This window comes from Mangrovicella endophytica, assembly GCF_002893625.1.
Taxonomy (GTDB): domain Bacteria; phylum Pseudomonadota; class Alphaproteobacteria; order Rhizobiales; family Rhizobiaceae; genus Mangrovicella; species Mangrovicella endophytica.
Genome location: NZ_PKMZ01000012.1, coordinates 57336 through 69709, shown reverse-complemented (window position 1 = coordinate 69709; position 12374 = coordinate 57336). Strand labels below are relative to the sequence as shown.

Below are 12374 nucleotides of genomic sequence, written 5' to 3'. Positions count from 1 at the left end.
GGCCGCGCGGCGATGGCTGCGCGGCCCTTACTGTATTCACGGCCCATAGGCTGAGCGGCGGGAGAGCGGCCATGGGCCGTTCAGCGCATCGCCACCGCGACTGTCGCTCGCATGCTTCGCGCTGCCATGAGCGCTCAGCTGGCACCCGGAGTCATGCCGAGGGCCTGCAGGTAGAGGTCGAGGATCGCATCCTGCTCGGCGCGCTCGTTCTGGTCCTGCTTGCGGATGGAGATCACCTTGCGCAGCACCTTGGTGTCGAAGCCGTTGCCCTTGGCTTCGGCATAGACGTCCTTGATGTCGTCGGCGATCGTCTTCTTTTCTTCCTCAAGCCGCTCGATGCGCTCCACGAAGGAGCGAAGCTGATCCTGGGCGACGCCGTCGGTATTGGACATGCGGAACTCCGTCCTTGCGCGGTTCTTTGAACTCGGAGCCGGCGACTAGCAGAAAAGCGGTGATTCGTTGAAGCGGCACGCAGCAACCGCGGAGTTGGGCAGACAGCCGCGATCGCTACGGCAGCCGTTCTCTCCCGTGTCTAGCGTAAGCCTATGACCCGTCGTCAGCCGTGGGGCTGCGACGACTCGAATGCCGACCGGCTTTCCTCGCTGGACTCAGCCTGGTAGCGCGCCTTCCACTCCTCATAGGGCATTCCATAGACGAACTCGCGCGCCTCGTCCTTGGAGACCGCCACATTGTCGGCTTCGGCCGCTTCGCGATACCAATTGGACAGGCAGTTGCGGCAGAAGCCGGCGAGATTCATCAAGTCGATATTCTGCACGTCGGTTCGCTGGCGCAGGTGATCGCGCAGCCGCCGAAAGGCCGCCGCCTCATAGGCGATACGTTGTTCGTCGGTCATGGGCCGGCTCCTGTCGAACGTGCAGCGGTGTCCTGAGGATATCGGCTACGGGTCCTGCAAGATCAACGGGGCCGTTGCAGCGACGGTCCGGCATGCTACAGCCACCGGCGCGGCATCGGAACGATGCTCCCCCAGCGGATCATCCCGCGACTTCGGCAGAGGATCGAGCAATATGGATGCGACGGTCGCCCGCGCGCCGCGGGCTCTGACAGCTGCGTCGGCCTTTCCGCTGCTCGTGCTCGGCGCCGCCGCGATGGGCATCTCGCCCTTGTTCGTCCGCGATGCCGGCGTCGGGCCGTTCGCCAGCGCATTCTGGCGCGTCGGACTGGCGCTTCCCGTGCTGGCGATCTGGGCGCAGGCCAGCCGCGGCAGCGCCTCGCAGCCCTGGCGCCGGATCTGGCGCAATCGTGCCCTGCATCTGGCCGGCATCCTGTTTGCCGGCGATCTGATCTGCTGGCATCTGGCCGTCCTCAACACCTCGATCGCCAACGCCACCTTCTTCGCCTGCCTGGCGCCGATCTGGGTGGCTCTCCTGTCCCGCTTCACCATCGGCGAGAGCGTCAGTCCCCGCACGTTCGCGGGCCTCGCCATATGCCTGCCCGGCGCGGCGCTGCTGATCCTCCACTCCCGCGGCGACGCGATCAGCCATCCCGTCGGCGATCTCCTCGGTCTCGGCACCTCATTCTTCTTCGGCCTCTACTTCCTGGCGATCCGCAGCGCGCGCCGGGTTGCCGGCGGCGCCGAGGCAACGCTCGTCTCCTCCGCAGTGTCGACCGTCATCCTGCTGATCGTCGCGCTGGCGGCGGGCGACAGCCTCATTCCCCAGACGTGGCAAGCCGCCGCCAACCTCACCGCGCTCGGCCTTGTCAGCCACGCTGCGGGGCAGGGGCTGTTGGCGGTGGCGCTCGGCGTCCTGTCGGCCTCCTTCTCCTCGCTGGTGATCCTGATCGAAGCCGTCATTGCCGCGCTGGCGGCGTGGATCTTCGCAGGCGAGCCGCTGAGCCTGCTGCAGATAGCCGGCGGTCTCATGGTCATGGCCGGTCTGCTCGTGGCGCGGCCGCGTGGCGGCAAGGCGTGACGAGGCTCGAGTGGTCAATGCGCCGTGAACGGATCGCCGAGCATTGTCATTGCGTTGACAGCGTAAGCCGCTAAGTCGAGAATCCCGGTACCGCACGCATGCAAAGGACATTCATCATGCCGTCCCGCCTCGTACGACGCTGCCGTGGGCTGATCGGCCCTGGCATCCTGGCGTCGGCTGCCCTCCTGCTGGCTTCGCCCTTGGCTGCGACACCTGCGCGGGCGGACTTCAGGGTCTGCAACGGGACACAGTCGCTGATCGGCGTGGCGATCGGCTACCGGGCGGATGCCGGCTGGACGACCGAGGGCTGGTGGCGCATTCCCGCCACCACCTGCAAGTCGATCATCGATGGCGCGTTGTCGTCACGCTACTACTACCTCTATGCCGAGGATGCCGAAGGGCAGGGCCGTTGGGCCGGTAACGTCGACCTTTGCATCGCCGAAAACGAGTTCAAGATCGTCGGGGTCAAGGACTGCTTCAAGCGGGGCTACCAGAAAATGGGCTTCCGGGAGTATGACACCGGCGAACAGGGTAGCTGGATGGTTCAGCTGACAGAAGCGCCTCGTGGGGGCACCGGGACACCATGAAACGTAATCGCAAGGTCAAGATTCTCGCAACGCTCGGACCTGCCTCCTCCGACGAAGCGATGATCAAGAAGCTGCACCAGGCCGGTGCCGATGTCTTCCGCATCAATATGAGCCACACCGATCACGACACGATGCGTGAGCTGGTGAAGCGCATCCGCGCCGTCGAAGCGGATCAGGGGCGGCCGATCGGCATCCTCGCCGATCTTCAGGGGCCGAAGCTGCGCGTCGGCAAGTTCGCCGAAGGCAAGGTCGATCTCACCGTCGGCCAGACCTTCACGCTCGATGCCGATACGACGCCGGGCGATGCGACACGCGTGCATCTGCCGCATCCGGAGATCCTCGAAGCCGTGCAGGCGGGACACCGCCTTCTCATCGATGATGGCCGTCTGCAGCTGGTCGCGCTGGAGGCGGACGGCAAGAGCATCCGCTGCCGTGTCGTTGCCGGCAACAAGATATCCGACCGCAAGGGCGTCAGCCTGCCCGATACGACGATCGGGACTGGCGCTCTGACCGAGAAGGACCGCCGCGACCTCGATGCCGTCCTCAACGAGTCCGTTGATTGGGTGGCGCTGTCCTTCATCCAGCGACCGGAGGATCTGGCAGAGGCACGCAAGATCGCCCGCGGCCGCGTTTCGCTTCTCTCGAAGATCGAGAAGCCGCAGGCCGTCGAGCGGCTGGACGAGATCATCGAGCTGTCCGACGCCATCATGGTGGCGCGCGGCGATCTCGGCGTCGAATTGCCGCTCGAAGCCGTGCCCGGTATCCAGAAACGCATCACCCGCGCCGCCCGCAAGGCCGGCAAGCCGGTGGTCGTCGCAACGCAGATGCTGGAATCGATGATCACGGCGCCGGTGCCAACGCGCGCTGAGGTGTCCGACGTCTCGATCGCCGTCTTCGAGGGCGCCGACGCGGTGATGCTCTCGGCCGAATCCGCGGCCGGCGAATATCCGGTCGAAGCCGTCGAGATGATGAACCGCATCGCCCAGCAGGTCGAGCGCGACCCGCTCTACGAGCAGATCATCACGGCCCAGCGCCCTGTCGCGGAGGCGACCGGTGCCGACGCGGTATCGCTCGCGGCGCGCCAGATGGCCGAGACGCTGAAGGTCGCCAACATCGTCACCTACACGGCCACCGGCACGACCGGCCTTCGCACGGCGCGCGAGCGCCCGCATCTGCCGATCGTGGCGCTGTCGCCGGTGGTGCAGACCGCCCGCCGTCTGTCGCTGGTCTGGGGGCTGCACTGCGTCGTCACCGAAGAAGCGCAGGACCTCGACGCGATGATCGATAAGGCGTGCCGCATGTCGGTCGAGGAAGGCTTCGCACGGGCCGGCGAGCGCGTCATCGTCACCGCGGGCGTGCCCCTGCGCACGCCAGGCGCGACCAACATGCTGCGCATTGCCTATATCGGCTCAGATGGCCTGTCGGCCATCTGACGTCCCAAGGCTCGGAGGCGGCGCGAACGATGCGTGCCGCCTCGCCACCGCCGCGGTCGGTCTCCTTCATCCCTGGGTCGATGCTCGTTAGTGCCGGCAGGACGACGCACCGCGTCGGCTCGAAAGGGCGTGGCGCCGTTCTGCGCTTCGCCCCCTCCTGCATGGGTCCCCTGCAGCGAACCGAGCCACGGAGTGATCCAGCCTTACCCGAAGTGCTTCAGGCGAGAGCCCTGGCTCTGACGGCCTGATCGTCCGCCGACGGCTCGGTCAGAAGATCACGCATCGCAGAGGCGTCGATCGGCTTCGAGTACAGATAGCCTTGCGCTTCTGCACAGCCGAGCATCCTGAGGCACTCCGCCTGCTCCTCGTTCTCGATCCCTTCCGCGATGGTGCGGAGGTCGAGGCCTTGTGCGAGCGCCAGGATTGCCCGCAGGATCGCCAGCGACTGGCCGCTGCGCGGCAGATCCTTGACGAAGCTGCGGTCGATCTTGAGCTTCGAGACCGGGAAGCGGTGGAGGTAGCCGAGCGATGAGTAGCCGGTGCCGAAATCATCAAGCGAAAAGCTGACGCCGATCTCGGTGAGTTCGTCGAACACGGCCTGCAGACGCGAATCCTCGTTGACGAAGGCGCTTTCGGTAATCTCGAGTTCAAGACGGTGCGCGGGCAGACCGGAAGCGTCCAAGGCCGCGCGAACGGCGGACACGACGTCACCCGCCGAGAGCTGAAGCGCCGAAACATTGACCGCCACGCGCAGCGGCTGGTCCCAGGATGCCGCCTCCTCGCAGGCGACCCGAAGCACCCGGGCTCCGATCCGATGGATCAGCCCCATCTCCTCGGCAACGGGTATGAAGAGCGCCGGGGAGATCGGTCCCTTCAGCGGATGCTGCCAGCGCAGCAGCGCCTCGGCACCGGTGAAGGCTCCGTAGCGAAGCGAAACCTGCGGCTGGAAGACGACCTCCAGCGCCTCGGCCTCGACGGCTTCCAGAAGATCGCGCTCGAGATCGAGCCGCACGAGCCGATCCTCTTCCATGGCCGGCTCGAACAGTCGAAGCTGCCCTTCGCGCTCGGCGCAGTAGAGGGCGAGGTCGGCACGGCGCATCCGATCCTCGGCCGAGGCACTGTCGCTGCTCCAGCAGTAGAGGCCGAAGCTCGCCCTTATGCTCAGCCGGTGGCCCGAGGCCATGATCGGCGTCTCGATCGTCGCGCTCAGATGCTGCGCGACCTCGTGAGCCTGCTCGGGCGAAGCCTTCGGCAGAAAGGCCATGAACTCGTCGCTGCTGATCCGGGCTGCCAGGCCCTGTTCCGGGAGACAGCGCTCCAGGCGTCTGGCAACCTCTACCAGCACCGCATCGCCCATCGCATGGCCCAGAGCGTCGTTGACGGTCTTGAACCGGTCGAGGTCGAAGGCGATGAGCGCAAAGCCTCCCGCCGACCCGTCGCCATCTTCGCGAGATGCGGAATCGAGGTGAAGCTGGAGCGCTGCTCGGTTGGCCAGCCCCGTCAGGTCGTCGTGTAGAGCCAGATGGCGCATCCGATCCTCCACCATCTGCCGCTCCGTGACGTCGCGGGCGGTGAGGCAGAGATGGGTGGCGCTCACGGCCTGGCCGGAGGAGGCATCGTCCACAGCGGCAAGACGCAGCGGGGAAACGGTGTATTCCAGCGCCTGCATGGCGCCGTCCTTCTCCGACCGCAGGAGGTTCGTGACGGAGCGAGGGGCGAGTGGTGCGGCTGTATCCGCCGGCCAGAGCACCGCTCGACAGTCCCTGGCGACCAAAGCGGGCAGTGCCTCCAGCTGCGCGCCCACGGAGATCGCAAATAGGCGGCGTGCCTCGTCGTTGAGGCGCCGGACGGTCCCTTTGTCGTCGACGATCACCACGGCCCCGAAACCTTCCTCGACCACGCGCTCCAGCATGGCGCGGCTGTTGCTCGCTTGGATGCCGGCGACCCAGGCAAGAACTTTGCGGATACCGAGTTCACGCAGCAGGCGTTCACCGGCTATGCAGACGAGAAGGCCGTGAAACGGCGCGGTGACAAGCGCGATGCAGGCCTTCTCCTGCAGGACGAAGGCAGCGGCTTCGGCGCTCACCCCGAGGAGCGCCAGACCGCACAGACCAGGTATGATGCGGGCGCGGCGCAGAAGCGGAACAAGAAGGATGGCGGCGATCGCCAGCCCGCCCCAGGGCAGCTCGACAGGCTGCAGGGCCCGGCCCTGGAGCAGCGTCTCGCTGGCCAGGGCAAGAACGGTGGAGCCCGACACGTTCCCCCACCTGGGGATGGTGAAGCGGTCCTGCAGTTCCACGGCATTGGCGCCGACGATCAGCGTGCGCCCGGCCAGCAGAGCCGGGTCGACGCGCTTCGAGATCAGATCGGCATAGGAGATGCGCGGAACGCTGGTCGCATCGATCGAGTAGTCGATGCCGAAAACATCCTCCCCCGCCGGGTCGAGCCCCGCAATTGCTGCTGGTATCGAGGGAAGGAGTTCTCCGCCGATTTCAACCGCAACCGGGAAGGTCCGAACCAGTCCGTCCGCATCCGGACGCAGGTTGACCACAGCGGGCCAGCCGGAGGCCGCAAGGGCGGTAAGCGGCATGGAAGCGATGTCCTGGCCCTGGGCATCATGTTGCTTGAAGGCGGCGAGAAGCGTGTCGAGCCCGGTTTCGTCGATTGCCTTGGCAAAGGCCGCGTCGGACGCTGGCTGAGACGCGGAACTGAAGTCGATATCGAAGGCGACCCGAGCCGCGCCGGCTGCCGCCGCGGCACGCACGAGATCGGCGTGCAGCGTCCGCGGCCAGGGCCAGATCCCGATCTCGGCCAGACTGCGGGGGTCGATGTCGACCAGCACGACCTCACCGCTCGGGGAACGCTCCTGGAAGCGGAACCGAAGATCCGAGAGATGCGACTGCAGGAGCGGCAGAATGCCGGCGGCCCCCGCGGCCGCATGCAGCGTCAGGATGACCGTCAGCCTTATGGCCAGGCTCAGCAGAGTGGCTGTACGCGAATGGTGACGGCTAAACAGGGAAGCGGCTTTCGATCTGAGGAACGGGGCGAGGGGCAGACCTTACGGCCTGCCGTTACCGCCGCCATTGCCGCCGCCATTGCCGCCGCCGGGGCCGCCGGCACCACCGCCGGGACCGCCTGAACCGCCACCACCGGGGCCGCCTGCACCACCGCCGGGACCGCCTGCACCGCCGCCACCGGGGCCGCCGGCACCACCGCCGGGACCGCCTGAACCGCCACCACCAGGGCCGCCTGCACCTCCACCGGGGCCGCCTGCACCGCCACCAGCGGGGCCGCCTGAACCGCCACCACCGGCAGGACCGCCTGCACCGCCACCGGGACCGCCGGCGCCACCACCGGGACCGCCGGCACCACCACCGGGACCGCCTGAACCGCCTCCACCGGGGCCGCCGGCACCTCCACCGGGGCCGCCTGAACCGCCACCACCGGCAGGACCGCCTGCACCGCCACCGGGACCGCCGGCACCGCCGCCGGGACCACCTGCACCACCACCGGGACCGCCTGGACCGCCACCCGGGCCGCCTGCACCACCGCCGGTACCGCCTGCACCGCTGCCGGGGCCGCCGTTGCCGTGACCGCCAACACCGTTCCCGTGCCCATGCCCGGCACCGCCGCCGGGACCGCCTGCACCGCCACCGGGGCCGCCGTTGCCGTGACCGCCAGCACCGTTCCCGTGCCCATGCCCGGCACCACCGCCGCTGCCTGCACCACCGCCGGGACCGCCTGCACTGCCGCCAGGACCGCCTGAACCGCCGCCGGGACCGCCTGCACCGCTGCCGGGGCCGCCTGCACCACCGCCGCTGCCATGGCCGCCGCTGCCGTTGCCATGGTCATGGCCACCACTGTGTCCGTGGCCGTGCCCTCCGGCGCCGCCGCCGTTACCCTGACCACCGTTGCCGTTGCCGTTGCCGCCCCTGCCGCCCGTTCCGCCAGAGTTGCCGCGGCCGCTATCGTCGTCGTTGCCGCGTCCGCTGTTGCCGCCGAAGCCGCCGCTGCCTTTGCTGCCCCTCGATCCCGTACTGGTCGATCCGGCGCTGCTTGATCCGGCGCTGCTTGATCCGGCGCTGCTTGATCCGGCACTGCTTGATCCGGCACTGGCCGATCCGGCACTCATCGATCCGGCGCTTGCGGAGCCGGCGCTCGTGGTCGCGTCATCGGCGGAAGAGAGGCCACTGGCCGTGTTCGATTCCGCCGTCGCTGCCTGCGTCTCCGCCTTGAACGTATCGAGCGTCACGCCGACAGGAGCGACGGCGGGGGCCTGTGGCGCCGCCTGAACAACGGCCGGTGCGCTCGGACCGGCGGTGCGCAGACCCGGCTGCGTGGCGCTGACCTGCGCGCGCTGGCCGGCGGCGATGCCAGCCGTCTGGCCGCTGCGCAGGTCGGTCGCCTGCACCAGCCCGCGCGAGACCGTGAGCCTGGTGGAACTGCGCGCGACGTCGACCGTGAACCTGGTGCCCTTCACCACCGCAACGAGGTAGGGGCTGGAGACGGAGAAATAGGGCCGCGACCGCTTCTCCACCTCGAACTCAACCCGCCCCGTCCGCTGGAGAACCTTGACGGTTCGGCTTGCCGTGGAAGATGGCGTCACGGCGACAGCGCTGTTTGGCGCGAGCGTCATGACGTTGTTGTCGCTTGAAAGGCGCACCCGCCCATCGGCCGCGGTGATCACCGTGATGCCTTCCGGCACGGTCATCTGCGCCCGCAGGGGATATTTGTTTCTGTCCGCGTCGATCATCACGACCCTGCCGGACACCCGCTCCACGAGCCAGTCCTTAGCCATGGCGGCAGGGGCGCACAGCAGGAACCCGGCGAGCGTAGCGACGCACAAAGTCTTCGATTTCACTGACGGACTCCGCCCCAAAACTCGGCTGAGCCTAACGACGGATCCTTAGAGGCCAGTGAATCCATCGGGAAGGATTCTCTGCTCCTACGATTTCCAGGAATTTCTCCAACCGCTAGCGGTCCTGCTGAGCCACTTTCAGGGCCGTAGACGGCTGCGCCGAGACGCAGGACAGCCGCTTCCGGTGTCGGCTTTGAGATTCGCAATAGCCACGACCGGACGCCGTCGCCTTCTGCCAGCCCGTGACTGCAGGCCGCTGTCAGATCGGCTGACCGCCCAACTCGTCGGCGAGGCGGCCGACGGCATCCTGCGCCGCCTTCAGGGCAGGATAGACCGCCAGCGCGCGACTATAGGCGTCAAGCGCCTTGTCCTTCTGGTCGAGCTCTTCGAGGATCATCCCGAGCCCCATCAGGGCGCCGTAGTGGCGGGGCTCCCGGCGCAGCGTCTGCTCGACGTCGGCAATCGACTGCGGGTAGCGGTTCATGGTGAAGTTCAACGTCGCGCGCCGGTTCCATCCTTCCGCATAGTCGGGGGCGAGGAGCACCACCTGATCGAGAAGGTCGAGCGCTGCGGCATTGTCCTTCTTGGCGATCGCGGCTGCAGACCACAGCATCAGGAGATCGACCGTATCGCTGCCGCTGTCGCGCCAGATGCTCTCGATGGAACTGGCGATCCCACCGGCTTTGTCAGCCGATGGCTCGCGCTTCAATTCGGCGAAAAGCGCGTCCAGTCGCTCTCCACGCGGCTTCTCCGCCGTCTTCGGACCGCTCGAATCGAACCGGGGAAGGGGTGCTGCCTTGATGTCCGGGGCCGCCGGTGCAGCCGGTGAGCCCGGAGCGGGCACGGCCGGTGCCGCCGCCGGCGGTTCATCCGACGGTCGCTGCGGCTCACCCTCGGCGGCCAGCACGACCGCAGCCGACATCAACAGGATGGCGAGGCCAAGACATGACAAAGCACGCATGCCGCAGAGAGTAGTCTCCGGCCGCGTGCCGTCAAACCCAAAAAGCCGTGACACAGCCGCGGGAGCGGCAGCCCGCCGGATGGCGAGCCGAAGCGTCAGCCCTGGCGCGCCTTATAGCGCGGGGCGAGCTTGTTGATGATGTAGATGCGGCCCTTGCGGCGCACGAGGCGATTGGCGCGGTGGCGGGCCTTGAGGGCCTTCAGCGAATTCTTGATCTTCATGTCAGTCACCGAGGTCGAAGGATGGCGACGATGAAGCCCCGCCGCGTAATCAAAAACGCGCCGGAAAGGCGCGCTTGAAGAGTGCCGCCGAGATACAAGCGGACTTGACCGATGTCAACGCTCGCCGGCCACCTGCATGCCCGTTTGGAACGGCCCGCGATGCCGCCGATCAGCTCCGCGCAGGGCCTGTGAGGCGGGTGAAATGCCCCATCTTGCGGCCGGGACGGCTTTCGGCCTTGCCGTAGAGATGCAGCATGACCTGCGGCTCGCCGACCAACTCGGCACCGCGCAGTACCTCGTCGCCGATAAGGTTCTCCATGACGCAGTCCGAATGCCGCTGCGTGTCGCCGAGCGGCAGGCCTGCGACCGCGCGGATATGCTGCTCGAATTGCGAGATCAGCGTCGCGGCCTCCGTCCAGTGGCCGGAATTGTGCACCCGCGGCGCGATCTCGTTGACGAGGAGGTCGCCCACTGCTGTCACGAAGAACTCGACGCCGATGACGCCGACATAGTCGAGCTTCTCCAGAATCGCCGTCGCAATCTTTCGAGCCGCATCCGCCGTCGCGGGATCGATCTGTCCTGGAACGGTGGAGCTCTTCAGGATGCCGAGGCGATGGACATTCTCGGCGGGATCGAAGAAGGCCAGGCTCCCGTCCTGCCCGCGCGTCGCAATCACCGAACATTCGAAGGCGAACGGCACCTTCTTTTCCAGGATGCAGGGCACGCCGCCGAGGCTGCGGAAGGCCTCCTCATGCGGGCTTCCCGGGCGCATCGTCGCCTGGCCCTTGCCGTCATAGCCGAATCGGCGCGTCTTCAGGATGCATTCGCCCCCGAGGTCGTTCAGCGCATGGTCGAGCTCCTGCGCGTCGTCGACGGCCCGCCAGCCGGCCGTCTCGACACCGATGCCATTGAGGAACGCCTTTTCGACAACCCGGTCCTGCGCGACCTCCAGCGCCTGCACCGGCGGAAAGACGGGCACCGCGTCGGCGAGAAGGCGGATCGGCTCGACCGGTACGTTCTCGAACTCATAAGTGACGACATCACAGCTCGTGCCGAGTGCCGTCAGGCCCGTCGGGCTGCCATAGCCGGCCACGATCATCTCGCTCGTGACCTGCGCGGCCGGGCAATCGGCCGCCGGGTCGAGCGCGACGGTGCGGTAGCCGAGCCGCGCCGCGGCCATGGCCAGCATGCGGCCGAGCTGGCCGCCGCCGATGATGCCGATGGTGGAGCCTGGCGGAAGGGGCGTCGTGCTCATGCCGCGTCCTCCGGCTGTTCGGCGACCGATTCGCTTTGCGCCCGGCGCCAGTCGTCGAGCCGGCTCGCGAGGCCTTCGTCGGTCAGCGCCAGCACGCTGGCGGCGAGCAGCGCCGCATTGACGGCACCGGCCCGGCCGATGGCGAGCGTGCCGACCGGGATACCGGCCGGCATCTGCACGATCGACAGGAGGCTGTCCTGGCCCGACAGCGCCTTGCTCTCGACGGGTACCCCGAAGACGGGAAGCGGCGTCATCGCCGCCGTCATGCCTGGCAGATGCGCCGCACCGCCGGCACCCGCGATGATCACCTTGAACCCGTCCGCCTTTGCCGATCGTGCAAAGGCATAGAGACGCTCCGGGGTGCGATGGGCCGAGACGATCCGCGCCTCGTGCGCGATGCTGAGGGCGGCCAGCGTGTCCGCCGCATGCTTCATGGTCGCCCAGTCGGACTGGCTGCCCATGATGATGGCGACGAGCGGCGTGCCATTGGCGGAAGAGGGGGAGGTCACGCGATGATGTCCGGCACGATCTGGTCCTCGATGTCCTGCAGGAGGTCCTTGATCGCCAGCTTCTTCTTCTTCATCCGCTGCACCTGCAGCCGGTCGCAGCCGGTCGCCTCCATGGCGTTCACGGCCGCGTCGAAGTCGGCGTGGTCCTGCCGCAAGCGCGCCAGCTGCAGCCGCAGGGCCGCCTGTTCCTGATCCGGCATTGCCTCTCCTCGATCCCCGTCCCTGAAACGAAAGCCCCGGCCGCTCGTTAGACGTCCTGCTGCCTCAGGACCGCTTAGCAGCGACCGCGATGAGGCGGAATGGCTGCAGCGGTCGGTTCGACAGTGTCGACATTTTGTGACACGTTCGAATGGTCGGCGAAGCCGGCACAAACGAGGAAAGCGGAACGAAACCAACGAAGGGAGACACCATGTCCTTGGATACCCATCTCGCGACGCTGGAACAACGGCACTCCGCGCTCGACGATGAGATTTCGTCGGCGTTGACCAAACCAGCGATGAGCGATGAGGAGATCAGGGAATTGAAGCGTCGCAAGCTTCAGCTCAAGGACGAGATCGAGAGGCTGCGCACCACGCACGCCTGACCTTCGACGATGGAGGACGCGGCACTGCCCGCGTCC

General features: G+C 67.4%; 15 protein-coding genes and 1 pseudogene. 6 read left to right on the top strand and 10 right to left on the bottom strand.

Annotated features, from left to right (window positions below; genetic code table 11):
- Window positions 1–134 precede the first annotated feature (134 nt).
- Window positions 135–392 (bottom strand): DUF2312 domain-containing protein, encoded by a 258-nt coding sequence (locus C0R46_RS18625; RefSeq protein ID WP_102961175.1) that lies wholly within the window; start codon window positions 390–392, stop codon window positions 135–137.
- A 164-nt stretch (window positions 393–556) separates the two neighbouring features.
- A complete protein-coding gene (locus C0R46_RS18620; RefSeq protein WP_102961174.1) occupies window positions 557–853 on the bottom strand; it encodes a DUF1244 domain-containing protein in 297 nt (98 codons plus the stop codon).
- A 172-nt stretch (window positions 854–1025) separates the two neighbouring features.
- Between C0R46_RS18620 and C0R46_RS18615 the strand changes: the two genes are divergently transcribed.
- From C0R46_RS18615 to pyk, 3 genes are all read left to right on the top strand, one after another.
- Window positions 1026–1931, top strand: a complete 906-nt coding sequence (locus tag C0R46_RS18615; protein WP_102961173.1) for a DMT family transporter — start codon at window positions 1026–1028, stop codon at window positions 1929–1931.
- 116 nt (window positions 1932–2047) lie between these two features.
- Window positions 2048–2518: a DUF1036 domain-containing protein gene (locus tag C0R46_RS18610; RefSeq protein ID WP_102961172.1), complete on the top strand. Its 471-nt coding sequence runs from the start codon at window positions 2048–2050 to the stop codon at window positions 2516–2518.
- Window positions 2515–3951, top strand: coding sequence for a pyruvate kinase (gene pyk / locus C0R46_RS18605; RefSeq protein WP_102961171.1), 1437 nt, complete (start codon window positions 2515–2517; stop codon window positions 3949–3951). The genes C0R46_RS18610 and pyk overlap by 4 nt, the downstream gene beginning before the upstream one ends.
- Window positions 3952–4168: 217 nt before the next feature.
- Here pyk and C0R46_RS18600 read toward each other — a convergent pair whose 3' ends face one another.
- Window positions 4169–6895, bottom strand: a complete 2727-nt coding sequence (locus tag C0R46_RS18600) for an EAL domain-containing protein (RefSeq protein ID WP_280953031.1) — start codon at window positions 6893–6895, stop codon at window positions 4169–4171.
- 32 nt (window positions 6896–6927) lie between these two features.
- Window positions 6928–7803, bottom strand: coding sequence for a hypothetical protein (locus C0R46_RS21300; protein WP_280953030.1), 876 nt, complete (start codon window positions 7801–7803; stop codon window positions 6928–6930).
- A 59-nt stretch (window positions 7804–7862) separates the two neighbouring features.
- Here C0R46_RS21300 and C0R46_RS21200 point away from each other — a divergent pair, with 59 nt between their 5' ends.
- Window positions 7863–8243, top strand: coding sequence for a hypothetical protein (locus C0R46_RS21200; protein WP_245413675.1), 381 nt, complete (start codon window positions 7863–7865; stop codon window positions 8241–8243).
- Between the two features lie 176 nt (window positions 8244–8419).
- Here the strand turns inward: C0R46_RS21200 and C0R46_RS21380 are convergent.
- Window positions 8420–8587: pseudogene (locus tag C0R46_RS21380) on the bottom strand (FecR domain-containing protein); the annotation flags it as partial.
- Here C0R46_RS21380 and C0R46_RS21195 point away from each other — a divergent pair.
- Entirely contained in the window at window positions 8523–8861 is a 339-nt protein-coding gene (locus C0R46_RS21195; RefSeq protein ID WP_245413674.1) for a hypothetical protein, read from the top strand. The pseudogene C0R46_RS21380 and the gene C0R46_RS21195 sit on opposite strands and share 65 nt — an antisense overlap.
- A gap of 207 nt (window positions 8862–9068) precedes the next feature.
- Here the strand turns inward: C0R46_RS21195 and C0R46_RS18590 are convergent, their stop codons facing one another.
- The 5 genes from C0R46_RS18590 to C0R46_RS18570 all read right to left on the bottom strand — a co-directional run bounded on the left by C0R46_RS18590 (window position 9069) and on the right by C0R46_RS18570 (window position 11955).
- Complete coding sequence (locus C0R46_RS18590) at window positions 9069–9770, bottom strand: tetratricopeptide repeat protein (RefSeq protein ID WP_198598399.1); 702 nt, start codon at window positions 9768–9770, stop codon at window positions 9069–9071.
- A gap of 95 nt (window positions 9771–9865) precedes the next feature.
- Window positions 9866–9991 carry a type B 50S ribosomal protein L36 gene (gene ykgO / locus C0R46_RS18585; protein ID WP_102961168.1) on the bottom strand — a complete coding sequence of 42 codons (126 nt, stop codon included), beginning with the start codon at window positions 9989–9991 and terminating at the stop codon, window positions 9866–9868.
- A 169-nt stretch (window positions 9992–10160) separates the two neighbouring features.
- Window positions 10161–11246, bottom strand: a complete 1086-nt coding sequence (locus tag C0R46_RS18580; protein WP_102961167.1) for a 5-(carboxyamino)imidazole ribonucleotide synthase — start codon at window positions 11244–11246, stop codon at window positions 10161–10163.
- Window positions 11243–11707 carry a 5-(carboxyamino)imidazole ribonucleotide mutase gene (gene purE / locus C0R46_RS18575; RefSeq protein WP_102961203.1) on the bottom strand — a complete coding sequence of 155 codons (465 nt, stop codon included), beginning with the start codon at window positions 11705–11707 and terminating at the stop codon, window positions 11243–11245. Before purE ends, C0R46_RS18580 begins: the two co-directional genes overlap by 4 nt.
- 44 nt (window positions 11708–11751) lie before the next feature.
- On the bottom strand, window positions 11752–11955 hold the full coding sequence (locus C0R46_RS18570; RefSeq protein ID WP_102961166.1) for a YdcH family protein: 204 nt from the start codon (window positions 11953–11955) through the stop codon (window positions 11752–11754).
- Between the two features lie 209 nt (window positions 11956–12164).
- On the opposite strand from C0R46_RS18570, the gene C0R46_RS18565 reads away from it, so the two are divergent.
- Entirely contained in the window at window positions 12165–12338 is a 174-nt protein-coding gene (locus C0R46_RS18565; protein ID WP_102961165.1) for a YdcH family protein, read from the top strand.
- Window positions 12339–12374: the final 36 nt, after the last annotated feature.